The sequence below is a fragment of the Bradyrhizobium sp. CB2312 genome (genome assembly GCF_029714425.1).
GTDB lineage: Bacteria > Pseudomonadota > Alphaproteobacteria > Rhizobiales > Xanthobacteraceae > Bradyrhizobium.
The window spans coordinates 5252911-5276000 of the sequence record NZ_CP121668.1; the positions used below are offsets into that span (position 1 = coordinate 5252911).

36 protein-coding genes and 1 tRNA gene are annotated in these 23090 nt (G+C 64.7%); 17 read left to right on the forward strand and 20 right to left on the reverse strand.

Annotated elements, in window-relative coordinates; translation table 11 throughout:
* Nucleotides 1–100: 100 nt before the first annotated feature.
* Complete coding sequence (locus QA642_RS25830; RefSeq protein WP_283079356.1) at nt 101–427, reverse strand: hypothetical protein; 327 nt, start codon at nt 425–427, stop codon at nt 101–103.
* Between the two features lie 225 nt (nt 428–652).
* Between QA642_RS25830 and QA642_RS25835 the strand changes: the two genes are divergently transcribed.
* A complete protein-coding gene (locus QA642_RS25835; protein ID WP_167336509.1) occupies nt 653–829 on the forward strand; it encodes a hypothetical protein in 177 nt (58 codons plus the stop codon).
* Nucleotides 830–916: 87 nt separating this feature from the next.
* Here the strand turns inward: QA642_RS25835 and QA642_RS25840 are convergent, their stop codons facing one another.
* Genes QA642_RS25840 through QA642_RS25860 form a run of 5 tightly spaced genes read right to left on the reverse strand, consistent with a single transcriptional unit; the run spans nt 917 to nt 2352 of the window.
* Nucleotides 917–1354, reverse strand: a complete 438-nt coding sequence (locus tag QA642_RS25840; RefSeq protein WP_283079357.1) for a hypothetical protein — start codon at nt 1352–1354, stop codon at nt 917–919.
* A gap of 12 nt (nt 1355–1366) precedes the next feature.
* Entirely contained in the window at nt 1367–1531 is a 165-nt protein-coding gene (locus QA642_RS25845) for a hypothetical protein (RefSeq protein ID WP_283079358.1), read from the reverse strand.
* 11 nt (nt 1532–1542) lie between these two features.
* Nucleotides 1543–1806, reverse strand: coding sequence for a hypothetical protein (locus tag QA642_RS25850; RefSeq protein ID WP_027557949.1), 264 nt, complete (start codon nt 1804–1806; stop codon nt 1543–1545).
* Nucleotides 1807–1834: 28 nt separating this feature from the next.
* Nucleotides 1835–2104 carry a hypothetical protein gene (locus QA642_RS25855; protein ID WP_283079359.1) on the reverse strand — a complete coding sequence of 90 codons (270 nt, stop codon included), beginning with the start codon at nt 2102–2104 and terminating at the stop codon, nt 1835–1837.
* Nucleotides 2104–2352: a hypothetical protein gene (locus QA642_RS25860; protein WP_283079360.1), complete on the reverse strand. Its 249-nt coding sequence runs from the start codon at nt 2350–2352 to the stop codon at nt 2104–2106. The genes QA642_RS25855 and QA642_RS25860 overlap by 1 nt, the downstream gene beginning before the upstream one ends.
* A 147-nt stretch (nt 2353–2499) precedes the next feature.
* Between QA642_RS25860 and QA642_RS25865 the strand changes: the two genes are divergently transcribed.
* Complete coding sequence (locus QA642_RS25865) at nt 2500–2967, forward strand: cupin domain-containing protein (protein ID WP_283079361.1); 468 nt, start codon at nt 2500–2502, stop codon at nt 2965–2967.
* A gap of 193 nt (nt 2968–3160) precedes the next feature.
* Here QA642_RS25865 and QA642_RS25870 read toward each other — a convergent pair whose 3' ends face one another.
* Nucleotides 3161–3556, reverse strand: coding sequence for a hypothetical protein (locus QA642_RS25870; RefSeq protein WP_283079362.1), 396 nt, complete (start codon nt 3554–3556; stop codon nt 3161–3163).
* 612 nt (nt 3557–4168) lie between these two features.
* Here QA642_RS25870 and QA642_RS25875 point away from each other — a divergent pair.
* The 3 genes from QA642_RS25875 to QA642_RS25885 all read left to right on the forward strand — a co-directional run bounded on the left by QA642_RS25875 (nt 4169) and on the right by QA642_RS25885 (nt 5970).
* Entirely contained in the window at nt 4169–4387 is a 219-nt protein-coding gene (locus QA642_RS25875) for a hypothetical protein (protein WP_283079363.1), read from the forward strand.
* Between the two features lie 97 nt (nt 4388–4484).
* Nucleotides 4485–4937 carry a VOC family protein gene (locus QA642_RS25880; RefSeq protein WP_027557941.1) on the forward strand — a complete coding sequence of 151 codons (453 nt, stop codon included), beginning with the start codon at nt 4485–4487 and terminating at the stop codon, nt 4935–4937.
* A gap of 394 nt (nt 4938–5331) precedes the next feature.
* Entirely contained in the window at nt 5332–5970 is a 639-nt protein-coding gene (locus tag QA642_RS25885; RefSeq protein ID WP_283079364.1) for a glutathione S-transferase, read from the forward strand.
* 127 nt (nt 5971–6097) lie between these two features.
* Here the strand turns inward: QA642_RS25885 and QA642_RS25890 are convergent, their stop codons facing one another.
* From QA642_RS25890 to QA642_RS25900, 3 genes are read right to left on the reverse strand one after another with little or no spacing between them, the layout of a single operon-like run.
* A complete protein-coding gene (locus QA642_RS25890; RefSeq protein WP_283079365.1) occupies nt 6098–6265 on the reverse strand; it encodes a hypothetical protein in 168 nt (55 codons plus the stop codon).
* 5 nt (nt 6266–6270) lie between these two features.
* Complete coding sequence (locus tag QA642_RS25895; RefSeq protein WP_283079366.1) at nt 6271–6528, reverse strand: hypothetical protein; 258 nt, start codon at nt 6526–6528, stop codon at nt 6271–6273.
* A gap of 55 nt (nt 6529–6583) precedes the next feature.
* A complete protein-coding gene (locus QA642_RS25900; RefSeq protein ID WP_283079367.1) occupies nt 6584–6838 on the reverse strand; it encodes a PilZ domain-containing protein in 255 nt (84 codons plus the stop codon).
* Nucleotides 6839–7061: 223 nt separating this feature from the next.
* Here QA642_RS25900 and QA642_RS25905 point away from each other — a divergent pair.
* From QA642_RS25905 to QA642_RS25940, 8 genes are all read left to right on the forward strand, one after another.
* A tRNA-Glu gene (locus tag QA642_RS25905) sits at nt 7062–7136 on the forward strand.
* 134 nt (nt 7137–7270) lie between these two features.
* Nucleotides 7271–7936: a hypothetical protein gene (locus tag QA642_RS25910; RefSeq protein ID WP_283079368.1), complete on the forward strand. Its 666-nt coding sequence runs from the start codon at nt 7271–7273 to the stop codon at nt 7934–7936.
* 152 nt (nt 7937–8088) lie between these two features.
* Complete coding sequence (locus QA642_RS25915) at nt 8089–8715, forward strand: PilZ domain-containing protein (RefSeq protein ID WP_283079369.1); 627 nt, start codon at nt 8089–8091, stop codon at nt 8713–8715.
* Nucleotides 8716–8826: 111 nt separating this feature from the next.
* Nucleotides 8827–9066, forward strand: coding sequence for a hypothetical protein (locus QA642_RS25920; protein WP_283079370.1), 240 nt, complete (start codon nt 8827–8829; stop codon nt 9064–9066).
* 86 nt (nt 9067–9152) lie between these two features.
* Nucleotides 9153–9302 (forward strand): hypothetical protein, encoded by a 150-nt coding sequence (locus QA642_RS25925; protein ID WP_283079371.1) that lies wholly within the window; start codon nt 9153–9155, stop codon nt 9300–9302.
* 225 nt (nt 9303–9527) lie between these two features.
* Nucleotides 9528–10568, forward strand: coding sequence for a PrsW family glutamic-type intramembrane protease (locus QA642_RS25930; protein WP_283079372.1), 1041 nt, complete (start codon nt 9528–9530; stop codon nt 10566–10568).
* A gap of 69 nt (nt 10569–10637) precedes the next feature.
* Nucleotides 10638–11216, forward strand: a complete 579-nt coding sequence (locus tag QA642_RS25935) for an HdeD family acid-resistance protein (RefSeq protein WP_283079373.1) — start codon at nt 10638–10640, stop codon at nt 11214–11216.
* Nucleotides 11217–11451: 235 nt separating this feature from the next.
* Nucleotides 11452–12537: a 3-deoxy-7-phosphoheptulonate synthase gene (locus tag QA642_RS25940; protein WP_283079374.1), complete on the forward strand. Its 1086-nt coding sequence runs from the start codon at nt 11452–11454 to the stop codon at nt 12535–12537.
* 60 nt (nt 12538–12597) lie between these two features.
* Here QA642_RS25940 and QA642_RS25945 read toward each other — a convergent pair whose 3' ends face one another.
* From QA642_RS25945 to epmA, 3 genes are read right to left on the reverse strand one after another with little or no spacing between them, the layout of a single operon-like run.
* Nucleotides 12598–12852: a hypothetical protein gene (locus QA642_RS25945; RefSeq protein ID WP_283079375.1), complete on the reverse strand. Its 255-nt coding sequence runs from the start codon at nt 12850–12852 to the stop codon at nt 12598–12600.
* Nucleotides 12853–12898: 46 nt separating this feature from the next.
* Nucleotides 12899–13993: a lysine-2,3-aminomutase-like protein gene (locus QA642_RS25950; RefSeq protein WP_283079376.1), complete on the reverse strand. Its 1095-nt coding sequence runs from the start codon at nt 13991–13993 to the stop codon at nt 12899–12901.
* Complete coding sequence (gene epmA / locus QA642_RS25955; protein ID WP_283079377.1) at nt 13990–15054, reverse strand: EF-P lysine aminoacylase EpmA; 1065 nt, start codon at nt 15052–15054, stop codon at nt 13990–13992. The genes QA642_RS25950 and epmA overlap by 4 nt, the downstream gene beginning before the upstream one ends.
* Before the next feature lie 162 nt (nt 15055–15216).
* On the opposite strand from epmA, the gene efp reads away from it, so the two are divergent.
* The gene (gene efp / locus QA642_RS25960; RefSeq protein ID WP_027557928.1) at nt 15217–15783 is read left to right on the forward strand and encodes an elongation factor P; all 567 of its coding nucleotides are present in this window, start codon (nt 15217–15219) and stop codon (nt 15781–15783) included.
* Nucleotides 15784–15807: 24 nt separating this feature from the next.
* Entirely contained in the window at nt 15808–17430 is a 1623-nt protein-coding gene (locus QA642_RS25965; protein ID WP_283086978.1) for a M23 family peptidase, read from the forward strand.
* A gap of 19 nt (nt 17431–17449) precedes the next feature.
* On the opposite strand, the gene QA642_RS25970 is transcribed toward QA642_RS25965, so the two are convergent.
* Both QA642_RS25970 and QA642_RS25975 read right to left on the reverse strand, forming a co-directional pair.
* Entirely contained in the window at nt 17450–17953 is a 504-nt protein-coding gene (locus QA642_RS25970; RefSeq protein WP_283079378.1) for a cupin domain-containing protein, read from the reverse strand.
* A gap of 21 nt (nt 17954–17974) precedes the next feature.
* Nucleotides 17975–18454 (reverse strand): carboxymuconolactone decarboxylase family protein, encoded by a 480-nt coding sequence (locus QA642_RS25975; RefSeq protein ID WP_283079379.1) that lies wholly within the window; start codon nt 18452–18454, stop codon nt 17975–17977.
* Between the two features lie 54 nt (nt 18455–18508).
* Here QA642_RS25975 and QA642_RS25980 point away from each other — a divergent pair, with 54 nt between their 5' ends.
* On the forward strand, nt 18509–19039 hold the full coding sequence (locus QA642_RS25980) for a MarR family transcriptional regulator (protein ID WP_283079380.1): 531 nt from the start codon (nt 18509–18511) through the stop codon (nt 19037–19039).
* On the opposite strand, the gene QA642_RS25985 is transcribed toward QA642_RS25980, so the two are convergent.
* The 3 genes from QA642_RS25985 to QA642_RS25995 form a co-directional block, all read right to left on the reverse strand.
* Nucleotides 19036–19227, reverse strand: coding sequence for a hypothetical protein (locus QA642_RS25985; protein ID WP_283079381.1), 192 nt, complete (start codon nt 19225–19227; stop codon nt 19036–19038). The two genes, QA642_RS25980 and QA642_RS25985, sit on opposite strands and share 4 nt — an antisense overlap.
* 85 nt (nt 19228–19312) lie before the next feature.
* Nucleotides 19313–19564: a hypothetical protein gene (locus tag QA642_RS25990; RefSeq protein WP_283079382.1), complete on the reverse strand. Its 252-nt coding sequence runs from the start codon at nt 19562–19564 to the stop codon at nt 19313–19315.
* 61 nt (nt 19565–19625) lie between these two features.
* On the reverse strand, nt 19626–19880 hold the full coding sequence (locus QA642_RS25995) for a hypothetical protein (RefSeq protein ID WP_027557921.1): 255 nt from the start codon (nt 19878–19880) through the stop codon (nt 19626–19628).
* A gap of 122 nt (nt 19881–20002) precedes the next feature.
* On the opposite strand from QA642_RS25995, the gene QA642_RS26000 reads away from it, so the two are divergent.
* Entirely contained in the window at nt 20003–21232 is a 1230-nt protein-coding gene (locus QA642_RS26000) for a lytic murein transglycosylase (RefSeq protein ID WP_283079383.1), read from the forward strand.
* Between the two features lie 118 nt (nt 21233–21350).
* On the opposite strand, the gene QA642_RS26005 is transcribed toward QA642_RS26000, so the two are convergent.
* Together QA642_RS26005 and QA642_RS26010 are read right to left on the reverse strand one after the other, a co-directional pair.
* The gene (locus tag QA642_RS26005; RefSeq protein WP_283079384.1) at nt 21351–22148 is read right to left on the reverse strand and encodes an aldolase; all 798 of its coding nucleotides are present in this window, start codon (nt 22146–22148) and stop codon (nt 21351–21353) included.
* A 97-nt stretch (nt 22149–22245) separates the two neighbouring features.
* On the reverse strand, nt 22246–23055 hold the full coding sequence (locus QA642_RS26010; RefSeq protein WP_283079385.1) for a glucose 1-dehydrogenase: 810 nt from the start codon (nt 23053–23055) through the stop codon (nt 22246–22248).
* Nucleotides 23056–23090 lie beyond the last annotated feature (35 nt).

A 23090-nucleotide genomic window follows, 5' to 3' on the forward strand; every position in this document is an offset into this window, starting at 1 on the left:
GGAGAGGCGGAGCAAGCCCGCAGACAATCCTCGTGAAATCCATATGCGATCGCCCTACCCATTCACGGGGCTTCGGTGCGATGTCCGGAAGAGATGCGCGCTAGGATCGTGCGCTGGCTGCCGGAATTGCACCTGCAAGCCCGAGCTGCAAGGCCCCGACGACACTCACGTCACGCATCAAGAGGCCCGCGCCGCTCGCAAGCACGTAGCCGGACAGAGCCGTCAGAAGCACGCGGGACAAATGACTCTTCCGCCTGAGCAGCCAGTCCACGAGAGCTGTCGCTAGCGCCGGCGTGATGCCGACCAGATATCCTCTCAAGATCATGCCGGGCAACATGCCGGCAACCAGCGTGTCGTCGTCGAATGCGTCCAGGAGCAGCATCGCGATCGACGGGAACATCAAGACGAAAACAAGAAGCCGCCGCATGGAAGCTCGTGGGACTTTCTGAAGATGCGCTTTGGTCGACTCGCATTCGATGCCGGTTCATGTTGGGCGATGTCGGCCACGTTGAGGGACGGCGTCGATGGTGTGCACTGTCACGGTAGTTCCGTCACGACTTCGGTTCCTCGCAAGCGCATCGCTGCAATGATCTGTTCGCGGGAACAGTCCGTGTTCGCGCGAATTGACTCCCCATAAGATGAGGAGATCGCGATGAGCGTTGAAGGTAAAGCGAAGGAAGCGGCCGGTTACGTCAAGGAAGAGCTGCACGAGCACGGCAAGTCCCCCGAGAGCCAGAAGAAGGCGCAGGAGGGGCGTGACCTCAGAAATGAAGGCCGCGTCGAGGACGGAAAGCCGCCGAAGACGACGAAGCCCGGCACCGGTCACTAAAGCATGATCCGGAAAAGTGCGAAGCGGTTTTCCGGAAAGATCATGCGTAAACAACAACCCAAAGCGCGATGACGCTTCATCCAAATCTCATCGCGCTTTAGACTGTTTTTCGAAGGCCGCTCCCGCAATGTCGGGGGCGGCCTTTTCCTTGTCAAACCTTCCCGTCGCTCGCAGCGGGATCCATGATCCCAGCACGACAAGGATCGCAGTGGCTGCGACCAGGACATACTTCACCGGATGCTCCGACGAGTCGAGCGAGCCTTCGATCGGAAGGTAGGGAAGCATCATGTCGATGGCGAACGAGATGAAGATCAGCGCAGCCAGGCCGCCGATGACCGAGGCGATGACGCCGGCGATCCAGTTCACCACACCGCGCGGGCCCGACCTCGCCTCGTGGGCCGCCACGGCCCACGCGATTAGGACCAGGATCGCCATGACGGTCGTCACGCCGCCGACGCCGGACGCCGGCCCGAAGCGCTCCTCCAGCAGCATGGCCGCAATCGCGTATAGGATGATCGACGTCACGGCGCTCCCTCCTCAGTGACCCAGCAAACAGGCGGTGAAGCCGATCGCGATGAAGCCGAGGCAGATGATGACGGTTGCGATTTCGACGGCGTTTTCCAGACCGAAGAATTTAATGACGGCGCTCGCTGCGGCAGACAGGAGCATTTCCAGAATCGCGCTGATCAGGCTTTGAATCATTCCGAGCGCCGCTACATCCCACCGCGCCTGTCGCTGGTCGCCAAGTGGCATCCGAGCGCCACCAGGGCCAGCATGAAGTTCGAGCCGAGCAGGATTTGGAGCGCCAGGTCTGTCCCCGCGCTCACATACCGGACCGAGTGCCGGTGCGCGTAACGTTCGGGATGGGCGGCATCGGGCTGCTGAGGAGAGCTCGCCAAAAGCACGAGCCACGCGACGGTCCCGCAAATCCCCGCGACCGTCGCAATCCTGCCGAGCCTTTCAAGCCAGCGCTTCATGCCGCCCTCGTCATGGCCTGGATCTCCGCTACGCCTTTGCCGGGATCAGCAGCTTGAGAACACTCAGAACGGCGAAAGCACCGAGACCATAGCAGAGCGCATTCACGAGCCAGGAAATGGCGATGCCTGCGGCGGCGGAGCCTCCGACCGCTCCCCAGAACAAATAGGCCGCGGAGACGCCCGGCCACTCCAGCGATAGAAACGCGTAGTCGGTGGACTGTTCGAGAGCAAGGAGCGTCGCCGAGATCAGCGCCCCGACGGCCAATGCGATGATGAGATTCGTCTTCGCCGAGGGCATCACAATCCCAATAGCCCCGTGACAACAGGAATGAGGAAATAAGCGGCGATCCCGAGAAGTATTCCCACGACGAAGCGTGCCGTGCGGCCCTGAATCTTCGTCTCGAGCCAGGCACCAACAGCCAGTACGGCCTGCCTCAGCCAGTCACCAATGAGGCTTCTGGCGAGATCAAACAGGAGTTCTGCAACGAGCGCGGCCCATGGCGTTTGGTCGCCACCACCTCCGGCGGGGTTCAACCGGCCGGCCATCGCCGGCGAGACATCAGCAAGACCTCTGGAAGCGGTTGCAGACGGTCACGCATGCGCGCTGTGCGCTTGCCTTCACGGCCGGACGGGCTAGCATCCCCTGCAACCACAAGGCGTCAACCCAACCGGCGCCGATCAAGGGGGGTCCCCATGACGACACGCTGCGCCTTGCGCCTTCTGCTGCTGCCGCTCGCCCTCGCCGGCACCCTGAGCATCTGCTCCGCCGCCGAACTCAACCCCGCCGCCGTCACCTATAAACTGCCGGACAAGATCCCCTGGGGCCCGGTCGACGCGCGCGGCGCGCAAACGGCGGTGGTGGTCGGCGATCCCAGCAAGGCGGGCTTCTACATGGTCTACAACAAGTGGACCAAGGGCAATCACTTCAGCCGCCCGCACTTCCACCCCAACGACCGCTACATCGTGGTGCTGCAAGGCACCTGGTGGGTCGGCTCAGGTCCGAAATTCGACCCCGACCACGGCACCGTACCGATGCCGCCGGGCAGCTTCGTCACCCACACCGGCAAGCAGGTGCACTGGGACGGCGCCAAGGACGAGGACGCCGTGCTGCTGATCATGGGCGAAGGCCCGGCGACGGCTACGGCGGCGGAGGAGAAGTAGAGGAAGAGCTGTTGATTTTGTGGCGGCAATTACCGTGGCTCACTTCAGGATGCAGTCCAGCACTGTCACGGTAATTCGAGTGACTTGTCAGCGTAATTCGCTACGGCAATTGAATTGGCAATTCATCTCGGCTGCGTGCATCGCCGTCTTGGTCCGAACTACGTCATTACGACACCTCAGTCCGTAATGCGCCTCAAAGACCGTGGAAGCGAACGATTACAGCGATCAGCACAACGACCAACACGGCAGCAGACAGTGCGGCACAATAAAGATAAACCCGGGTCAGAGCTCGTGTGGTCTCGTCTATGTCTGGTTTTCCGTCAAAACGAGCGGCTCGCGCGTGCTCGAACTGAAAGACCCGTGCAACATAAGCGATCACGGCCAGAAGAAAGCCGATGGCAAAACAGTCAATGAAAAAGCCAATGCCCTTCAGCTGCAATGGGGGCGTCATGTCTTTCAAGGTCGAGAGACACGCGGCCAGTCCGGCGCCATGTGCCGCGAAGAGATAGGCAACTATCTGCCTATGGCGCTCTATCGACTCCAGCCTGTCTGCGATCAGAATGTTTTCCGGGGCCTTCGACTGTTCCATGCCTCACTCCTCCGAGGAGCATCTCCCGCCATTTTACCACCATAAATAGAACCAAGCTACTTTTGATGTCAGGCACCAAGCCTTCGCTTCGACGTGCTCTGATCACTCGCCGAACCAGGAATTACGGTGACAGTGCAGAATTACGGTGACAGTGCACGAAACTCATCGAGAGTCGTCGCCATTTGGGCTTCGCGGAAAGCGCCAATTGAGTGCACCCGCGATCGCAAACTGAAGAAGTCTCCCTATCGACCACCAGCTCGGGAACACCCGCGCCCGTGCCCCGTTTCCCCTAATCGGAAAGGCACTCCCATGTTTCGATCACTCCTCGCGATCTTTCTCCTCCTGTGCGCAACGTCTGCCTTCGCCCAGACGCAGCAGCAACGACGCCCCCGCCCTGCGAACGGCGCGTACTGCTGCGCCGTGGCGACGCAGCCCAGCAACAATCCGTTCAGCAATCCGATCGGGCAAGGCGTGCCGCCGGCCGCCTCGGCTCAACCCTATTGGAACGGACAGCCGCAGCGACGGCGCTAGCCTTTCCACGAGCCGCGCCAAACTAAATCGGACAGCGTGGGGCTGAACGTGTTAACGGCAGGGATGAAGATATCCCTCACGATGCTACTCATCGTCTGGTCGGCGGCCGTCACGGCGCAGACCCCCGCTTCTCAAGCCCCGCAAAGCGATTTGTCCGTTCGCGACCAGATCAAGGCCGCGCGCGCAAAGGACAAGGCCGACGAGGAAGCCGATCAGACCAAGCGCGCCTGGGACCGCAACGGCGACGGGCGGCGGCCGTGGGAGACGTCGGTAGCGCCCGAGCGGAAGCCGAAGCCCTGAGAGCGGCCCCCTGCCCTTTGTCGCATTTTGCTGCTAATTGATGCTCCCGCCGGTCCGGCCCAAAGCAAAACCCAGCGAATGCCAGGGAGCAACAACCATGCGATACCTCCACACCATGCTGCGCGTGCGCAATCTCGATGTCGCGCTGAAATTCTACCAGGATGCGCTGGGGCTGAAGGAGGTGCGGCGGATCGAGAACGACAAGGGGCGCTTCACGCTGGTGTTCCTGTGCTCGGCGGACGATCTCGACGCGCTGAACAACCAGCCCAAGACGCGCGGCGCGCCGCTGGTCGAGCTCACCTACAATTGGGACGAGGAGACATACGGCGAGGATCGCTTCTTCGGCCATCTCGCCTATGAGGTCGACGACATCTACGCGACCTGCGAGAAGCTGCAAAAGGCCGGCGTCACCATCAACCGTCCGCCGCGCGACGGCAACATGGCCTTCGTCCGCTCGCCGGACCTGCACTCGATCGAGCTGTTGCAGAAGGGCGAGCCGAAGCCGCCGCAGGAACCCTGGGCCTCGATGCCCAACACCGGCCATTGGTAAGGCACCTCGCTTAGGAACAAGCCCTCCCATCCGGGATTGTCCCTCCGACAAAGCAATCGGAGGAGAACGCGATGGGACGAGGAATCCTGCTGTGGCTGCTGGGCGTGCCGATCCCGGTGATCATTCTGTTGTGGCTGTTCTTCGGTCACTAAAGCGCGATGAGATCAGATAAGATCGTCATCGCGCTTTAGCTTGTTGGTTGAGCGTGATCTTTTCGGAAAACCGCTGCGCACTTTTCCGGATCATGCTTTAAAGCGCGATGAGATATTACCAACGAAAGCTCCGCCCATGGCGGAGCTTTTTGCATGAGGGGCGCGCCGCAATCGCCATCCTCCGCCATCCGGAATTCCGCTATCACCCGCACCAAATCGACCACGCCGCGGGAGGAAACTTGATGCCGGACCAACAGCTGACGATCTGGGGCCGTGCCAATTCGGTCAACGTGCAGAAGGTGCTGTGGGGCCTCGCCGAGCTCGGCCTGCCCTTCGAGCGCATCGACGCCGGCATGGCGTTCGGCAAGACCCGCGAGGCGGACTATCTCGCGATGAATCCCAATGCGCGGATCCCGACGCTGGTCGAAGGCGATTTCGTGCTGTGGGAGTCCAATTCGATCCTGCGCTATCTCTGCCTCGCGCATGGGCGCGGCACGCCTCTCTATCCCGAGGCGCCGAAGAGCCGCGCCAGCGTCGACCGCTGGCTCGACTGGACGCTGTCGACCGTGCAGCCGGTCGACCGCCCGGTGTTCTGGGGCATTGTGCGCACCCCGCCCGCCGAGCGCGACATGATCCAGGTGCAGCGGGATGCCGATGCCGCCGCCGAGGTCTGGGTCATCGCCGACCGCCACCTCGCCACGCGCCGCTTCGTGGAGGGCGACCAGTTCACGATCGCCGACATCGCGATCGGCTGCTATGCGCGGCGCTGGCTCGGCGTCGAGGGCATCACCCGACCGGCCCAGCCGCACCTGACGCGCTGGCTCGCCGAGCTCGGCAAGCGCAGCGGATTTGCACAATTCGTCGCACCGCCGATGTCGTGAGCCGGCGGCGCGGCTCAAAGCCTGCTGGGGCCGCGCTGAATCCGCATTCCCGCGCACGCGGAACGGCGTCGCGCCGAGGCTTGACGGCTACTGTGCATGGGGTTGTTTTCGTAGTTTTGTTTGGCGTCTAGCGCCAGCCGCGCTCGACCAGCACCACGCAGATGATCAGCGCCAACGTCACCACTGCTATGGCAAGCTTCGCCGGCCAGCTGACGCCGCGGCCGACCCACCACAAGAGCGCGCAATACATCACGAACGGGAAGATGATTTCGGGCCGCAGCAGATCCGGCACCATGCCGCTTACCGCCGGACCGTGGTCTCGACGCTGATCGCGCCGCCGATCTTCACGCAGGTCCCGGTCGCCTCGACCATATGGAAGCCGCGGCCATAGGAGGCGCATGAGCCCGCCTTCGCGGTCCCGCTGGTGCCCTTCAGAGGCAAGGTCTTGCCGGCCTGCGGCGGCTCGGCGGGCGGCAGGCGCAAGCCCTCCGCCGCGGCTGCGGACGAGACCAGAAATGAGATCACGAACGAGATCAGGACGAGGAGCGGCGTGCGCATGGCCAAGTTCTAGCCCGGACCGGCGCGGCGCGCCATCCACGTGCGCCTTGCGGGGTCAGAGGAACCTGACGCCGGCCGACTTGCCCCGCTGCCAGACCACCTGGCAGCTCCGCCCGGTGCGCGCATCGCGTGCGAACGCCATCCGGATCACGCCCGGCAGCTGGCTTGCATCGTCGTCCAGCGTGATCTTCGCGCCGGACTCCGAGATGTCCTGGACCAGGCAGTGCCGCGCGGCGAATCCGCCGTCGAGCGTGATCCAAGCGTGCTGCGACAGCAGCTTGCGGGCGGCGCGCTTCTTCGGCTGAGGCATCGGCTTTAAGATCTCCCATTCCAGCGCTATCTCAGGGAACCCTAAGAAACCGTTGAAATCGGCCCCGAATGATCCCGGGGCAGCACTATCCACCGCCCCCGCCGTCCCATTCCCGAACGGCTTGCCCGGAGGCGCAAAGGCCACTATACGTTCGCCCGCTGCACGCCGCCGGGCCTGACTCGGGCGGCCAGCGGCCGTGCCGCGAAAAGCGGCGGGGCACTTTGCTCCCTTCGTCTATCGGTTAGGACGCCACCCTTTCACGGTGGAGAGAGCGGTTCGATTCCGCTAGGGAGCGCCACCGGGCCACGCCCGGGACATCCGATCGCTGCCGTGCATTTCCTGGTCTGGTGCCTGTGTTACCGCTGGTGCACGGCATGAACCTGCCCGCTGGTCACGAGCGACCAATGCTGGAACCGCGAGACGATGCAGGTCATGGAGTCCCCCCAATCCACGCCGGAAGATCAGTCCGGCACCGCCCCGGCAAACCCGGCGCCGCCGCCCTGGATGCACCGCGCGAGGCCATATGCGCCGGAGCGGCGCGCCAGGATGCTGGAGCACATGGCCCGCGTCAGATCGCTTCCGCAGCGCCAGGCCGCCGCTGCGCCGGAGCTGCCCGGCAAGAGCGGTCAGGACCTCCTCCACGATCTCCTCGGCCACATCGTCCTGTCCGGCTTGCTCGCGCTGATCTTCATGTCGCGCGTTCCCCTCTATGTCGGCGCCTTTCTCTTCCTCACCGACGGTGAGCGCATCGAGGGCCTGCTCGCAACGCTCGGCATCCGGCTCGAGCCGAATACAATCGGCCCTGATATCATCAAGGGCTCGGCGTCCTGGTTCGGTTGGTTCGCATTGCTTGCCGTCCTGAAGGGCTCGGCTCCCGCCTGGCTCCTGCCGTGGATGCCCCCATCCGAGTCATGGTCGTTCTTCGCCGGCGTCGCCCTTCTGCTCGCGACGATCGAAGCCAGCGGAGCGCTCGCGATGCGGCGCGCCTCGCAATGGTTCGGATGGGGAAGCCGGCCGGATAGCCTGACCTCCGCGACGATCAAGTTCGTGATCGTCATCGCCGTCCTCGCGCTGCTGGTGCTGCTCGGATCGCTCTGAGCGATGACGCGGTTGTGAATTCACTCACCACCTCGGCGACCCCGTGCGTTTACCGGAAATTTACCCCTGCTCGCGAGTGCCGGTATCATTTGCTTAGAATTTGATGGCTACCGTGAATCTACGGAAGCCCTCCCCAATCACGATCATCGCTCATGTCCGTCGCAGAGTTCCTCAGGCAACGCGCAGTGGAAGTCGCCGTGAGCGGTAGCTACTCGCTGCCGCGCTGGTACGATTGCGAGGGCAAGCTGCGCACCTTCGCCTGCCGCACCAAGCGCGTCTCGCCATTCCGCATGATCGTGGACGTGCCGGTCGTCGGCAAAGTCGGCGAGCGCGTGACCTCCTATTTCCAGGACTTTGGCGAATTCCAATGCACCATCAGCGCGACGCTGAAATCGGGCTTCCTGATGGAGCTCGACATGACGCGGGCGCGGCGCGCCTGGATGTCGGAAAAGCTGACCTGGCTGGAGAAGAAACAGAAGGACGCCAGCATTCAGGAGCTGCGGAATGATGCGCGCTTCGTCCCGCAGGTCTCGCACACCTTTCTGACGCTCGCCGACGGGAGCATCCATCCCTGCTTCATCATCGACGTCTCCACCGCCGGCGTTGCGATCTCCTGCGAGTACGACCCGCCGGTCGGAACCGCGCTGGCGGTCGGCGCCTGCGTCGGGCGCGTGATCCGCAAATTCGGTCACGGCTTTGCGGTCAAGTTCGCTGAGAAGCAGCAGCGGGACGACCTCGTCCGGCTGATCGTGCGTTCGCCCTTGCAGCAATCGGCTTGAGCGCCAGATTACGGCTACGGCTGCCCTAGAGCGGCCCCAATGCCGGCTCAGCTTTTGTCGGTCTGCGCCTTGGGCCGGACGACATTTGCGGACTTGCGATCGGGGGACCGGATGGCAGTCAACAAGATCACCTGGGACAGGGTCGGCCGGGTCACCGAGCCGGGCCGCTACATGTACACCTTCGGCTGGCTCACCATCACCGCCGACGATCTCGAGATCTGGCAGCAATATCCGCAGGCCGCGTTCACGCTGCTCGCGCAACCGTCCGAGCCTGCCGATGCCGTCGGCCACGAATTCCATCTCGGCGCCTTCGACATCGCGCCCGACGCGCCGCCGTTCACCACGCATTGAGTGCGGAGAACGCCTGCTGCGGATTCGCGCGTCCGCAAGCGCATGCGGACCGGAGCGGGAACGCCTGGCATGGGCGTTGCTTTATCATGGTCATGATCCACATCCCCGCCGTCGACCAGGCCTTCCTGTTGCTGCTCATTGTCTCCTGCCTCGGCACGTGCCTCGTACGCGCCTTCTGGGAGCTGGAGCAGGTGCGCGCGCGCCGGATTGCGTCCCCCTCCCGCAAGCGCGACTAGGCCGGCCTGCCGGCCGCCTGTCCTCCGAAGGCGGACAAACCTCTTGCCGTAGATGACGAACAGGCTCTGTCATGCAATTGATTACGCTTGCATTCTAAACCTTCGCCGCGGCACGTATGAACGTAAGCTGCAGCTGTCGTTAAGCGAGGCGACAGCAAGCGCATGACACATGGTCGCATCGGTGGACGTAGCTAAGCGGATCAAGGGAACCTATTTTCGGCGCCGATGTACCTGATTGAAGCGTTACCCACCGTCATCGGAACGGCCGCCATCGCCCCGGCGCTGCTGATGCTATGGCTCGTCATTGCCGCCGAGGAGCGCCCGGGACCGCCGGCTCAGGTCTGGACTGCGTTCCTGCTTGGCGCGGCCAGCATCTCGCTGCTCGGCCTTGCCCGCGCGCCCTTCGCTAAGATGGTCGCTGCCCCCGACAATCCCTGGGCGGCGCTGGCCATGCATTCGGTCTTCGGCGTGGCGCTGCCCGAGGAGGCCGTCAAGGTCATTGCCATCGTGCTGGTGTCCTCGACGAAGCGGCGGACCTTTGCCAATCCGATGGACACGGTGGTCTATGGTGCCGCGGTCGGCCTCGGCTTCGCCGCCTACGAGAACCTCGCCTACCTCGTGCAGCATGCCGAGATGTGGCGCTCGCTCGCCGCCTTGCGCAGCGTGCTGACGGTGCCGTTCCACGGCGCGCTCGGCATCATCGCCGGCGCCTATCTCACCATTGCCCGGGCCGGCACGGCGCTGGGCGCGAACCGCCATCATCGCGACTGGGCCCGCCTCTCCAGCCGCCTCTTGATCTTCGCCGGACCCCTGGCGCTGCATTCGGCCTTCGACTTCCCGCTGCTCACGCTCCAGCGCATGCCCGATCTTGATCCCACCTTGCGGATGTGGCTGGGCGGCGCGAGCCTTTTGATCGGCTTCAGCTCGATCGCCTTTGCCATCCGCCTCGTCCGCCGGGTTGCACGCCATCATGCGCCCCGAACCGACATTGCGCGGGAGCGGCTCAGCCAGTTGCGGCGGATGTGGGCGCTGCTGCTCGCCGGCGGCGGCGTGGGCTTCCTTGGCCTCGCCTTTGTGCTGACCTCGATCCACCACTGGCTGATCAACCCCGAGCGCAATCTGACGCTGGCGCTGATCCCGATCGGCTTCGTCTCGATCCTGCTCGGCCTTGCGCTTCTGGTTGTCACAACGGCGATCTACATTCTCGGCCGCAACCGCATCCGCACCAGTGGCGAGGGCTTTTCGTCAGCGCACGGCGGCGGGTAAGCCGCGGGATGGCAAGCATGGTATGCGCATCCTAAATTGAGCGCACAGCTTTCGATCTGGAGCCTGCCGATGACATCGCCCGAAGACCTTTCCCGGCTGCAATCCGCCATGAGCCGGACGGTAAAGGCCCATTGGAAGGCCTTCCTGTTCGAAGGCATCCTGCTCGCCGTCCTCGGTATCGCCGCGCTGATCGTGCCGCCGCTCGCGAGCCTTGCGATCGCGATTGTCCTCGGCTGGATGTTCCTGGTCAGCGGCATCGGCGGGCTGATCGTGACCTATTGGGCGCGCGCCACGCCGGGCTTCTGGTGGTCGCTGATCTCCGCCGCCCTCGCCTGCCTCGCCGGCATGCTACTGCTGGCCCGCCCGATGCAGGCCGTGCTGACGCTGACCATCGTGCTCGGCGCCTATTTCCTCGCCGAAGGCGTCGCCACCATCATGTACGCGCTGGAGCACCGCCGCGAGCCCGGCGGCCGCTGGTCATGGCTGCTGATCTCCGGCCTCGTCGACATCGCGATCTCGTTCATGGTGATCACGGGACTGCCGAGCTCGGCGGAATGGGCGATCGGCATCCTCGTCGGTATCAATTTGCTGTTCGGCGGCGCCACCCTGATCGGCATGGCGCTGGCGGCGCGCAACAGCAGCACCTGAGGCGCCTCGTCAGGCAGCGCGCCGTTTTGGGGGGTGACAACCCGCCAATGGCGCGCTATATGGCCTGCCATGATCACCGTCGCCACCAGCTATTTTTGGTACTTTAGCTACGACAGCTCGCTGGCGGCAGGAGGATCGCGCTCAATCTGAATATTGAAGCAAACGTCCGAACAAGCCGCCAGACCTGGCGGCTTTTTTATTGGCCGGCAGGTTCTAAAACAGACAGGAGCCCGCCGTGCTGAGCACGACCGACGATCTTCGTATCCGTGAACTGAAAGAGCTGAGCACGCCGGAAGAGGTGATGCGGGAAGTCCCGCGCACGCTCACCGCGACGCGTGTGGTGATGGCGGCGCGCAACGCCATCCATGCCATCCTCACCGGCCAGGACGACCGCCTGCTGGTCGTGGTCGGCCCCTGCTCGGTCCATGATCCCAGGGCCGCGCTCGACTACGCCGAGCGCCTGGCCAAGCTGCGTGAGGACCTTGCCGACCAGCTCGAAATCGTGATGCGGGTCTATTTCGAGAAGCCGCGCACCACCGTCGGCTGGAAGGGCCTGATCAACGATCCCGATCTCGACGGCAGCTTCGACATCAACAAGGGCCTGCGCCTCGCCCGCAACGTGCTGTCGGCCGTCAACAATCTCGGCCTGCCGGCCGGCGCCGAATTCCTCGACATGACGACGCCGCAATACATTGCCGACCTCGTGTCCTGGGCCGCCATCGGCGCGCGCACGACCGAGAGCCAGATCCATCGCGAGCTGGCCTCGGGGCTGTCCTGCCCAGTCGGCTTCAAGAACGGCACCGACGGCAATGTGCGGATCGCGGCGGACGCGGTGAAGTCGGCCTCGCATCCGCATCATTTCATGGCGGTGACGAAGCTCGGCCGCTCGGCGATCGCCTCGACCGCGGGCAACGAGGACTGCCACATCATCCTGCGCGGCGGAGCTAAGCCGAACTATGACGCCGCAAGCGTCGCGGACGCCTGCAACGAGCTGGCGAAGTCAGGTGTCGCGCCGCTGGTGATGGTGGATGCGAGCCACGCCAATTCGAGCAAGAAGCCGGAGAACCAGCCGTTGGTGATGGCCGACATCGTCGGCCAGATTTCCGGCGGCGAAAACCGCATCATGGGCGTGATGATCGAGAGCAATCTCGTCGCCGGCCGCCAGGATGTGGTGCCGGGCAAGCCGCTCACCTACGGCCAGAGCATCACCGATGGCTGCATCGACTGGGCGACCACGGCAACCGTGCTCGAGCAGCTCGCCGACGCCGTCGAGATCCGCCGCAACTCCCAGCGCGCGGGCCTGCACGAACGGACGGCGTAAGAAATCGAGGCTAGGTTGGTTCGCTCCTCACCTCTCCCCGACGGGGAGAGGTGAAAGCAATCAGCAGCCGCGGCAGATGCTCTTGATCTTCTTGTCGAGCGCCGCGTCTTCCTTGTTCACGGGATTGTTCGGATCGCTCAGATTCTTCTCATTCGGAACTTCGCTGGCGCGCGGCTGCCTGTGACCGACCGGCGCAGGCAGTACGCCGGAGCCTGCCGATTGTCCCGACGTCCCGGTACCCTTGCTCCCGGTCTGCGCAAAGCCTGCGCTGCCGAACGCCACCAGGAGCGACATTGCCACGACGATCTTTCTCATTTCCGCCTCCAATCCTAAAGTCCCGCGCGGCTCGCATCTCACCTGCTCAGGTTTCGGGCGGATAGAGATGAACGTCGCCACAATAGTCCACGATACGATAGCGCGTTTCGGCCTCCGCATCACGCGCATCGGGTGCGGTATTTTGTGCCGCCAACACGTAATTCGGTCCGACCGGAGACTTGCCCGCGCCGCCCGGAATATCGATGACATAGTCGGGCTGACACAGTCCCGACACACGTCCGCGCAACTGCCGCATCAAAGCCTGCCCCTCGGCCAGCGTCGTTCGCAAATGCACGGTGCCCGGCGCGAGATCGCCGTGATGCAGGTAGTAAGGCTTGATCCGGCATTCGACAAAAGCTCGCATCAAATCCGACAAGGCGGCCACGTTGTCGTTGACGCCGCGCAAAAGCACGGACTGGCTGACCATGGGAATTCCGGCGTCGACGAGCCGCGCGCAGGCGGCACGGGCTTCTTCCGTGAGCTCGCGCGCATGATTGGCATGGAGCGCAACCCAGGTGGTCGCCCCCGGAACCTTCAGCGCTGCGACCATCTCCTCGCTGATGCGTGCGGGATCGGCCACGGGCACGCGGGTGTGAAGGCGGATGATCTTGACGTGATCGATGGCGGCAAGATCGGCCATGATCTCGCTCATCCGGCGCGGCGACAGCATCAAGGGGTCGCCGCCGGTCAGGATCACTTCCCAGATCTCGCTATGCGAACGGATGTAGTCGATTGCCGCGCGATAGGCGCTGTCCGACAGCGCGTTCTCCTTGCCGGGCCCGACCATCTCGCGGCGGAAGCAGAAGCGGCAATAGACCGCGCAGACATGGACGAGCTTGAACAGCACGCGGTCGGGATAACGATGCACGATGCCCGAGACGGGCGAATGCGGGTGATCGCCGATCGGATCGGCGTTCTCGCCCGGCTGCATCTCGAGCTCTGCGGCCGTCGGAACGAACTGCCTCGCAATGGGATCGTCGGGATCGGCTGGGTCGATCAGCTCGACCAACGCCGGTGTGATCGCGACCGCATAGCGCGCGGCGACGCGCTCGAGCGCGGGCAGCGCGGCTGCGGGCGCAAGGCCCTCGGCCACGAGCTCGGCCGGCTCGCGCAAGGTTCGTGCAAGACTGGTCTTCGTCATCTCTCGTTTAACGCTTCTTCTGCGGGCGGCGTCCACACCACCTGATCAATCCGTGTTGCGCCGCTCGCCAGCATCACCAGCCGGTCGAAGCCGAGCGCGACGCCGCTCGCCTCCGGCATTGCGGCAACCGCTGCCAGAAAATCCTCATCCAGCGGATAGGCCTCGCCGTAGCGGCGCTGCTTCTCCGCCATCGACTCCGTGAAGCGCTTGCGCTGCTCCTCGGCGTCGGTCAGCTCGCCAAAACCGTTGGCGAGCTCGACGCCGCAGGCATAGACCTCGAACCGTTCCGCGACCCGCGGATCTTCCGCTTTCACCCGCGCCAGTGCCGCCTCTGGAGATGGGTATTCGAACAGGATGGTCAAACGGCCCTGCCCAAGATGCGGCTCGACGTGCTCGACCAGGACCTTGCTGAAGATGTCCGACCAGGTGTCGTCCTCGGCGACGCGGACCTTGCCGGCCGCCGCCTGGGCGAGCGCGGCACGGTTACCCCCGGCGCCCGAGATTGTCGACAGCAGGTCGATGCCGGCAAAGCGCTCGAAAGCGGCCGCAACCGTCAGAAGCTCAGGCTCGCCGAAGGGGTCGGCGGTCCTGCCGCGGAACGAGAAGGTCCCGATCCCGGTGGCCTGGGCCGCGCGGGCGATGACGACCACGGTGTCGGCGATGATGGCGTCATAGGGGGCGCCGGCCCGGTACCATTCCAGCATGGTGAATTCGGGCAAATGGAGGTCGCCGCGCTCCCGGTCGCGGAAGACCCGGGCGAGCTCGAAGATTCGGGGCTCCCCGGCCGCCAGGAGCTTCTTGCAGGCAAATTCCGGCGAGGTCCGCAAATATCGGCTGGCCCGGCTGCCGTCAGGGCGCATGATCTCGGTCCGGGGGGCATGCAGATGGGTCTCATTGCCCGGAGAGACCTGGAGGACCGAGGTTTCGACCTCGACGAAGCCCTGCTCGGCGAAAAAGCCCCGTATTGCTCCGGTAATGGCTCCCCGCGCCTGGAGGAACGGCCGCCGGTCGAGGTGCCGCCCGGGCGACCAAAATGGCGAAATCGGCTTGTCCCCAGCCATCAGCTGGCCGCCTTGGCCGTCAGCAAAAGGCTGGCATCGAACGGCAAAATCAGTATGTTGCGGCCCGAAACGGGCGCCGAGGTCCGATTTGAGGCCCCAAGTCCCCCATCGATTTGACCACGTCCTGGCCGATGCCGGGCCAAGCAAGCAGGAAATACAGCTTTGAGAGTCATCGCCAGTTCTATTCGCAAGGGCAACGTGATCGAGCAAGACGGCAAGCTTTATGTCGTCGTGAGCGCCGAGAACATCCATCCCGGCAAGGGCACCCCGGTCAGCCAGATCGAAATGCGCCGAATCTCGGACGGGGTAAAGATCTCCGAACGGTACAAGACCACCGACCAGGTCGAGAAGGCCACCATCGAAGAGCGCAACTACACCTTCCTGTATGAAGATGGCGACGGCTTCCACTTCATGAACCCGGAAACCTACGACCAGGTCCAGGTGTCCAAGGACGTCGTCGGCGATGCCGCCGCGTATCTTCAACCGGACATGACCGTCAAGCTGTCAACCCACGATGTCAACGTGGTCTCGCTCGCGCTGCCGCAGCGCGTGACGCTGGAAGTGGTCGAGACCGAGCCCGTGACCAAGGGCCAGACCGCCTCGTCGTCCTACAAGCCCGCGGTGCTGTCCAACGGCGTGCGCACCACCGTGCCGCCGCACATCTCGGTCGGCACCCGTATCGTGGTGATGACCGAAGACGGCTCCTACTCCGAGCGCGCCAAGGACTAAGCGACGGGCTGGGGATCGGATCGGATACCGCCGGGGGGCGAGGCAGTGGGTAGGAAGAGCTTCCGCTTCGTCTCGCTTCTTCTGGCGCTGCTTTCGCTCCCCATCGCTTCTCCGCTCGCGGCGGACGAATTCCGCAGCCCCTCGCTCACGGCCCTGCGCGTCGACTGGCGCGCAGCGCTCGACCAGCTCCGCACCGAGATCAACAGTCGCCCCCAGATCGCGGGCGACTTCATCTTCGCACCTCGCCGCTCGGTGCCGCGCTACGACCCGCGCACGATGCCGGCGCTGGTGCAGCTCAACGCGGTCTCCTCGCAATTCTTCACTGGCATCGCCCGCAGCTCCGTGCCCGTGCTGTTGCCGTTCGATGCGGCGGCCTACCTCGAGGCCCAGCGCAGCGGGGCGCTCGCGAGCCTGTCGCCGGCGCGCTTCCAGGCCGATTTCAACCCCGTCGATGTGTTCGATGCCGGCCCCGCCGGCTACAGCGCGACGTTCTCGCTCGAGCCCGGCGCCGGCGACGGCATGCCGAGCCGCGTGTTCGCAAGGCCGGTCGAGGTGCAGATCACGGGCTCGGCCCTGATCTACGACATCTCCGATCCCTCGGGCGGCAAGGGCGAGCCGGTCAAGCCGCTCGCAGCAACCTATCCGGACCTGCGCAGGTTCATCCGGGAAGGCTACGTGCGTTACGCCTTCACGCGCTTCGGCGTCGCCTATGTGGTGTCGATCCAGTGCCTGGACAGCGTCGCCAAGCCGCGGCGGCTGGCCTGCAAGGAAGCCTATCCGGTCGCCGAGCGTTTCCTGAAGGCACTGCGGATCGCCGGCGGCCAGCGCCTGCGGCCGCTGATGGACATGGCCTCCGGCATCATCGATCGTCCCGTGGAGCGTTCGGCGGACTTCAGCTATCGGCCAAGCGGCGACATCATCCCGAACACAGGCTATCGCAACAGGGGTGGCCATCCCGACGTGATGGCCTATGCGCAGATCCGGTTTCCGCTGGAGAAGGCGCCCGCCATCGTGCGCTCGCAATCCTACGCCAAGCGCGACAGGAACGAAGGTGCGACGGCCTATCCCTGGCGCGACAATTTCTGCGAGTCCCGCAGTTTCGAGGTCTGGCAATGCGCCGGCGGTTACGGCCATCAAGGCGAGGACATCCGCGCGGCGGACTGCCCGTCGCCCGGCGAAGGTCGCGCGCCCTGCGATCCCAAGCAGCGCGGCGTCGTCGCGGTACGCGACGCCATCGTGATCCGCGGCGCCAAGGATCAGGCCGTAACGCTCGAGGTCAACAGCCGAACCGAGCATATCCGCTTCCGCTACATGCACATGAACCCGCAGGTGCTGACCGCGGACGGCGTACTCAATGGGCGCATCGTCATCGAAGGCGAGAAGATTGGCGTGGTCTCGAACTATCTCGACCATCCCGCCGGCACCTCGATGCATTTGCATTTCGATGTGCAGCTGTTCACCCGCGACGGCTGGATCTGGGTCAGCCCCTACGTCACGCTGGTCTCAGCGTATGAACGCCTGATCCACGCCCGCGGCCGCGAGGTCGGCCCGGAGATCGCGGGCGCGCCGCAGCCGGTGGCCCATGCGCTGCCGGAGGACGTGGTCAAGCCGGACCTGCGCGAGGGCTCGAGCGGCGAGGAGAATTGAGCGGCCGGATCCTTACAAATCACTCCAGATACGTCGTCAGCTGCGCGCCCTCGTCCGCAACGAACACCGCGATCAATTCCGCCGGCTCCGTGGCGCTGGCATTGGCCGAGACCAGATGCGTCGTGCCTGGCGGCTCGAAGAAGGACTGGCCGACGCCGAACGTCTCGACCGGGCCGCCGCCGAGCTGGGAGCGGATCTCGCCCTTGGTGATGTAGGCCGTCACCGAACCGGCATGCCGGTGCGGCCGGGAGAAGCCGCCGGGGCCGTAGAACACGCGCACGATGGTGACGCGCTTGCCCGGCACGTTGGGCAGCGCGTAAGAGCCGATCGGCTCGACCTTGTCGAGCGGAGAGCTCTCCGCCGCGGTGGCGCAGAGCGGCGCCAGCGCGCCGGAAACGGTGTCCATCGTCACCGGCAGCGCTCTGCCGATCGCAAGCGCGCAGGCAAGTCCGCCGACGACGGCCAGCGCCGTCGCGCGCGATGGCACCGGGCGCAGCGTGGTGGCCAAATCCATTGCTGTCACGGCAATCTCCTCTCGTTGTGATCAGGACGCCGCGGCATGCGCCGCGACCGGCCGCTTCGCCGGCGTCCAGCGAAATGCCGCGCCAAAACGATTCCAGACGTTGATCGAGGCGACCGCCGAGGTCAGATACGTCAACTCCGTCTCGGAGAACTCGCGGCTCGCCTCCGCGTAGACGTCTTCGCCGACGCCGTCCGGCAGCAGGGTCAGCGCTTCCGCCCAGGCGAGCGCCGCCCGCTCACGCGCGGAAAAGATCGGCGCCTCGCGCCAGACCGCGACCAGATGGAGCTTGTCGGCGGGCACGCCAATCCGCTCGGACAACAGGACATGATGCTGCACGCAGAAGGCACAGCCATTGATCTGCGAGGCGCGCAGCTTGACCAGCTCGAGCAGCTGCTTGTCGAGGCCAGCCTTGGCCGCCAGCTGGCCCAGGGCGAGCACCAGCTCGTACGCATCGGGCGCGATCTGCTTGAAATCCTCGTATTCACTGCGGGCGTGTGACATTGCCGTTCACCTCGTGTTATTATAAGGGCACTTATATCTTATAAGAGCTCTTACATGTCACGCAAGACCGCCGACATCACAAGATCGAAAACCGCGCGCAAGAGTCCGGCGGGCGCCGTGCGCGTGCCTGCTCCCGGCGAGGGCAAGCGCGGCGAAGAAGGCTATCTCGGCTATCTCCTGCGCCAAGCCCATGCCGCGGTCCGGCTGACGATGGAGCGGACGCTCGCCGATCTGGGCGTGACGTCGCCGCAATTTGCGGTGCTGACAATGCTCAAGGCCTATCCAGGTCTGTCTGGAGCCGATGTCGCCCGCCTCACCTTCCTGACCCCGCAGACGGTCGGCGTGATCATCCGCAATCTCGAACGCGACGGCGCCATTGAGATGACGCCGCATCCCGTCCACGGCCGCATCCAGCAATGGACGCTGACGCCGCGTGGCATGAAGTTGCTGACGGCATGCAGGGAGCGCGTGATCGCGTTGGAGAAGCGCCTCGCTCGAAATCTGGATGGCGACGCTGAAACCATGGTCCGGCGCTGGCTCGCCGGCATCGCAGCCGATTTGCAGGAAGATCAGGACGAGGCCTAGTCGCCCCCGCCTCCTCCGTCGCCACCGCCGCTGTCACACCCGCCGAGATCTGGGAAGTCGCCGCCGTAGGTGCCGTCACCATGGATGCCGCGGCCAAAATTCTCGGCGATGATCATCAGAATCACGACGAACAAGCCGGCCCCGAAGGGCCAGGGATTGGCACGGATGATGTCGAACAGCTCCCGCATGCGCGCATTCTGCGCAGAGGGAAACGAACCGACCGTAAAGCGCCGGCCAAAATTTGGGAGATATGCAGCGATGCGGATGGATGACCTATCCGCCCTTCAACGATTTCTTAACCTCGCCGTCGGGCCAGGTCTCGCCCGCGGCGATCACCCGGACGCGGCTTTGGTCGGCGGCATTCACCAGCACATGCGAACTCACCCGGTCGCGGCACCGCTCCAGGTGCAAATCCGTCTCGGGCTTCCAGCTCAGCGTCGTCGCGAGATCGCCAGGGAAAATCTGCCACTGCGATCCGTCATCCAATTCGACGACATGGCTTTCCGCATGCGCGCGTATCTTCATTTCACCCCGAATGCTCGATGAACAGATTGTGGCCCCGGCGATCCGCCGGGGCCATGCGCCGTCAGTCGTTGTCGTGATGAATCACGGTCTTGCTGCGATTGCCGAATTCATCTTCCTTCTTGATGACAGTAGTGCGGTCGGCGGGCGCTCGCTCCTTGATGACGGTCGTGCGGTCGCGATCACGGTCGCGGTATTCATGGGACTGGCCCACCGTCACGCCGGCGCCAACCGGACCGACGTGAACGCCGACTTCGTCCGCAAATGCGGGAGCCGCGATCGCAGTGACCATGGCGGCGGCAAACAGATATTTCCTCATCTTCTCCTCCTCATTGGAGTGTAGGGAATGCGATAGTGCGACAGTTTGTTCCGGGCGAACGGGCTGTTCCCGGCGTTCCGGGAACCGAGTCACATGCGCGATTTTCCGGCTAGAATGGCATCATGAAACAAGCTGATTCCTCGTCCCCTCGCAGCCGCCGCACCCTGCTGAAATCCGCGCTCGGCGCAGCCGCCCTGCTCGCCTCGCCTGCGCATGTGCTCGCGGCACCTCCGGGCTTCGACGAGTGGCGCGAGAGCTTTCGCGCCCGCGCGATGGCCAAAGGCATTTCGGCCGCGACATGGCAGCGCGCGATGGGACGGGTCGAGCCCGACATGAGCGTGTTCAAGCAGATGCGCAACCAGCCCGAATTCCACGAGCAGGTCTGGCAATACATCAATCGCCGCGTCTCGGACTGGCGCATCATCAACGGCAAGATCGCGCTGAAGAACAACGAGGCGCTGCTCGCGCGCATCGAGCGCGACTTCGGCGTCGAGCGCGGCACGCTGCTGGCGCTGTGGGGCGTCGAGTCCGCCTATGGCGATCCCCTGGTGCAGCAGAACCACATGACGCCGGTGTTTCCCTCGCTCGCCGCGCTCGCCTGGAACGAGCCGCGGCGGAAGGCCTATTGGGAGACCGAGCTGATCAACGCGCTGCGCATCGTCGACAAGGGCTGGAGCACGCCCGAGGAGATGAAGGGCTCGTGGGCCGGCGCGATGGGGCATTCGCAATGGATGCCGGAGGTCTGGCTCAATGTCGGCATCGACTATGACGGCGACGGCAAGGTCTCGCCGTTCGGCAAACCCGATGATGCGCTGGGCTCGACCGCAAAGTATCTCGTCAATCGCGGCAAGTGGCATCGCGGCGAGCATTGGGGCTACGAGGTCCGCGCGTCCGGCGAGGCAAGCGGCAGCCGCACCTATGCGGCCTGGCAGGCGGCCGGTGTCTCCCGTGCCGATGGCCAGCCGTTCCCGCAGCCCAATGCGTCGGCGCAGATGTGGACACCGGTTGCCGGCGGACCGACGTTCCTGCTCGGACCGAATTTCTATTCGGTGAAGAGCTACAATCCCTCGATGAACTATGCGCTGGCGATCTGCCATCTCGGTGACCGCTGTCTCGGCGCGCCGCCCTTCATCCAGCCCTTCCCCGGCTCCGAGCGCGCGCTGACGCTCGCCGAGGTGCAGGAGATGCAGACGCGCCTGACCAAGGCCGGGTTCGATACCGGCGGCACCGACGGCCGCGTCGGCAACGACACCATGAAGGCGATCAAGGATTTCCAGCAGCGCGCCGGGATCATGCCGGCCGATGGATATGGCGGGCTGAAGGTGCTCGCGAAGCTGCGGCAGGGGTCGTAGGCACCCCGTCATTCCGGGGCGCGCCGCTTGGCGCGAGCCGGAATCCATTCTTCTACTTGGCTTGCTGCACGATGGATTCCGGGCTCGCGCTTCGCGCGCCCGGAATGACGCCGAGAGTTCAGTGCCGGTATTGCGGCTCTTCCGCATCGAGCTGCCGCCGGATCGCGGCGAGATGCAATCGCGCGGATTCGGAATCGCCCTCGCGCATCTGGCTGTAGGTCTCGGCCGCAATCGTGGGGTCGACCGGCAGAACCTTGCGCCCCGTCGACATCGCCAGCACCTGCACCTCGGCAGCGCGCTCGAGATAATAGAGATCGTCCCAGGCTTCCGCGATGGTCGGCGCCAGCACCATCACGCCGTGATGCTTCATGAAGACGATGTCGGCTTCCCCAACGGCGGAGGCGATGCGCGCGCCCTCGCGGTTGTCGAGGGCAAGGCCGTTATAGTCGCGGTCGACCGCGGTGCGGCCGTAGAATTTCAGCGCGGTCTGGCCGGCCCAGATCAGCGGATCGCCTTCGGTCATCGACAGCGCGGTGGCGTAGGGCATGTGGGTGTGGAACGCGACCTTGGCGCGCGGCAGGCGCTTGTGCATCTCGGCATGGATGTAGAAGGCGGTTGCCTCCGGAACGCCTTCGCCGTCGAGTACGTTGCCGTGAAAGTCGCAGATCAAGAGCTTTGACGCGGTCAGCTCGCGGAAGGCGTAACCATAGGGGTTGACGAGGAAGAGATCGTCATGGCCCGGCACGACGGCCGAGAAATGGTTGCAGATGCCTTCCTCAAAGCCGTTGCGTGCGGCCATGCGGAAGCAGGCGGCGAGGTCCTCGCGCGCAGTGCGGATCGCGTCGGTGGCAAGGTCCGGCCGGTTCGAGCGGACGGGCTCAGGCGCGGAAGAAGACGAATGAAGGCTGTGCGCCATGGCGAAGGGACACCTCTGTCGGTCGGAAGCTCCCAGCGTTCTACAGGGGCCGCGCCTGCACGTCAGCCCCTGCGACCGCCACCCTGCCCTGCGCGTCTCACGCTCGACGCGGCACTCCGCCGGCATTCATACCGCCGTCGATGACGAGCTCGCTGCCGGTGACGTAGCGCGAGGCATCGGAAGCCAGATACAGCACGCCCGAGGCGATCTCCGCAGCCTGGCCGGCGCGGCCGAGCGGGGTTGCGACCCTGGCCCGTTCCTCCGGATCGATCGGCGCGTTGCCCTGGTTGCCGGTCGCACCGGTCGGGATCTTGCCCCAGATCGGCGTGTCGATGATGCCGGGGTGCACGGAGTTGACGCGGATGCCGTCACCTACTGCGGCGCACTCCATCGCGATCGACTTGGCGAACAGCCGCACGCCGCCCTTGGTCAGCGAATAGGCTGACAGCCCGGGCGCACCGCGCAGGCCCGCGAGCGATGACATCATCACGATCGAGCCGCCGCCCGTCTTGCGCATCAGGGGCAGGCAGTGCTTGACCGAGAGAAACACGCCGTCAAGGTTGATCGCGTTCTGCTTGCGCCAATCGCCGAGCGTCATGTCGACGATCGAGGGCACGGCAATGCCGATGCCGGCATTGGAGACCATGATGTCGAGCCGGCCGTAGCGCCTCGCGATCTCGGCGACGATCTCGATCCAGCGCTCCTCGCTGGTCACGTCCTGCTCCAGGAAGATCGCCTTGCCGCCGGCCTTGGTGATGCGCTTTTCGAGCTCGGGGCCTCTGAGTTCGTCGATGTCGGTGATGACGACTGTGGCGCCCTCGCGCGCGAACAGCTCGACAATGGCCTCGCCAATACCTGACGCGCCGCCCGTCACCAGCGCGACCTTGCCCTCAACCTGCCCTGCCATGTTCACTCCCTTTCTTTTTTGTTGTTTGAGCGATC

What these genes read in the sequence shown, in the direction of transcription:
- QA642_RS25915 (WP_283079369.1), top strand. Translation starts at nt 8,089, where the DNA reads ATGTCCGTCGCAGAGTTCCTCAGGCAACGCGCAGTGGAAGTCGCCGTG.
- QA642_RS25895 (WP_283079366.1), bottom strand. Translation starts at nt 6,528, where the DNA reads ATGCGCACGCCGCTCCTCGTCCTGATCTCGTTCGTGATCTCATTTCTG.
- QA642_RS25975 (WP_283079379.1), bottom strand. Translation starts at nt 18,454, where the DNA reads ATGTCACACGCCCGCAGTGAATACGAGGATTTCAAGCAGATCGCGCCC.
- epmA (WP_283079377.1), bottom strand. Translation starts at nt 15,054, where the DNA reads ATGGCTGGGGACAAGCCGATTTCGCCATTTTGGTCGCCCGGGCGGCAC.
- QA642_RS25900 (WP_283079367.1), bottom strand. Translation starts at nt 6,838, where the DNA reads ATGCCTCAGCCGAAGAAGCGCGCCGCCCGCAAGCTGCTGTCGCAGCAC.
- QA642_RS25865 (WP_283079361.1), top strand. Translation starts at nt 2,500, where the DNA reads ATGACGACACGCTGCGCCTTGCGCCTTCTGCTGCTGCCGCTCGCCCTC.
- QA642_RS25860 (WP_283079360.1), bottom strand. Translation starts at nt 2,352, where the DNA reads ATGGCCGGCCGGTTGAACCCCGCCGGAGGTGGTGGCGACCAAACGCCA.
- QA642_RS25885 (WP_283079364.1), top strand. Translation starts at nt 5,332, where the DNA reads ATGCCGGACCAACAGCTGACGATCTGGGGCCGTGCCAATTCGGTCAAC.
- QA642_RS25920 (WP_283079370.1), top strand. Translation starts at nt 8,827, where the DNA reads ATGGCAGTCAACAAGATCACCTGGGACAGGGTCGGCCGGGTCACCGAG.
- QA642_RS25990 (WP_283079382.1), bottom strand. Translation starts at nt 19,564, where the DNA reads ATGAAGATACGCGCGCATGCGGAAAGCCATGTCGTCGAATTGGATGAC.
- QA642_RS25880 (WP_027557941.1), top strand. Translation starts at nt 4,485, where the DNA reads ATGCGATACCTCCACACCATGCTGCGCGTGCGCAATCTCGATGTCGCG.
- QA642_RS25855 (WP_283079359.1), bottom strand. Translation starts at nt 2,104, where the DNA reads ATGCCCTCGGCGAAGACGAATCTCATCATCGCATTGGCCGTCGGGGCG.
- QA642_RS25830 (WP_283079356.1), bottom strand. Translation starts at nt 427, where the DNA reads ATGCGGCGGCTTCTTGTTTTCGTCTTGATGTTCCCGTCGATCGCGATG.
- QA642_RS25845 (WP_283079358.1), bottom strand. Translation starts at nt 1,531, where the DNA reads ATGATTCAAAGCCTGATCAGCGCGATTCTGGAAATGCTCCTGTCTGCC.
- QA642_RS25935 (WP_283079373.1), top strand. Translation starts at nt 10,638, where the DNA reads ATGACATCGCCCGAAGACCTTTCCCGGCTGCAATCCGCCATGAGCCGG.
- QA642_RS25985 (WP_283079381.1), bottom strand. Translation starts at nt 19,227, where the DNA reads ATGCGGGAGCTGTTCGACATCATCCGTGCCAATCCCTGGCCCTTCGGG.
- QA642_RS25945 (WP_283079375.1), bottom strand. Translation starts at nt 12,852, where the DNA reads ATGAGAAAGATCGTCGTGGCAATGTCGCTCCTGGTGGCGTTCGGCAGC.
- QA642_RS25995 (WP_027557921.1), bottom strand. Translation starts at nt 19,880, where the DNA reads ATGAGGAAATATCTGTTTGCCGCCGCCATGGTCACTGCGATCGCGGCT.
- QA642_RS25890 (WP_283079365.1), bottom strand. Translation starts at nt 6,265, where the DNA reads ATGGTGCCGGATCTGCTGCGGCCCGAAATCATCTTCCCGTTCGTGATG.
- QA642_RS25875 (WP_283079363.1), top strand. Translation starts at nt 4,169, where the DNA reads ATGCTACTCATCGTCTGGTCGGCGGCCGTCACGGCGCAGACCCCCGCT.
- QA642_RS25980 (WP_283079380.1), top strand. Translation starts at nt 18,509, where the DNA reads ATGTCACGCAAGACCGCCGACATCACAAGATCGAAAACCGCGCGCAAG.
- QA642_RS25850 (WP_027557949.1), bottom strand. Translation starts at nt 1,806, where the DNA reads ATGAAGCGCTGGCTTGAAAGGCTCGGCAGGATTGCGACGGTCGCGGGG.
- QA642_RS26005 (WP_283079384.1), bottom strand. Translation starts at nt 22,148, where the DNA reads ATGGCGCACAGCCTTCATTCGTCTTCTTCCGCGCCTGAGCCCGTCCGC.
- QA642_RS25930 (WP_283079372.1), top strand. Translation starts at nt 9,528, where the DNA reads ATGTACCTGATTGAAGCGTTACCCACCGTCATCGGAACGGCCGCCATC.
- QA642_RS25925 (WP_283079371.1), top strand. Translation starts at nt 9,153, where the DNA reads ATGGTCATGATCCACATCCCCGCCGTCGACCAGGCCTTCCTGTTGCTG.
- QA642_RS25870 (WP_283079362.1), bottom strand. Translation starts at nt 3,556, where the DNA reads ATGGAACAGTCGAAGGCCCCGGAAAACATTCTGATCGCAGACAGGCTG.
- QA642_RS25835 (WP_167336509.1), top strand. Translation starts at nt 653, where the DNA reads ATGAGCGTTGAAGGTAAAGCGAAGGAAGCGGCCGGTTACGTCAAGGAA.
- QA642_RS26010 (WP_283079385.1), bottom strand. Translation starts at nt 23,055, where the DNA reads ATGGCAGGGCAGGTTGAGGGCAAGGTCGCGCTGGTGACGGGCGGCGCG.
- QA642_RS26000 (WP_283079383.1), top strand. Translation starts at nt 20,003, where the DNA reads ATGAAACAAGCTGATTCCTCGTCCCCTCGCAGCCGCCGCACCCTGCTG.
- QA642_RS25950 (WP_283079376.1), bottom strand. Translation starts at nt 13,993, where the DNA reads ATGACGAAGACCAGTCTTGCACGAACCTTGCGCGAGCCGGCCGAGCTC.
- QA642_RS25910 (WP_283079368.1), top strand. Translation starts at nt 7,271, where the DNA reads ATGGAGTCCCCCCAATCCACGCCGGAAGATCAGTCCGGCACCGCCCCG.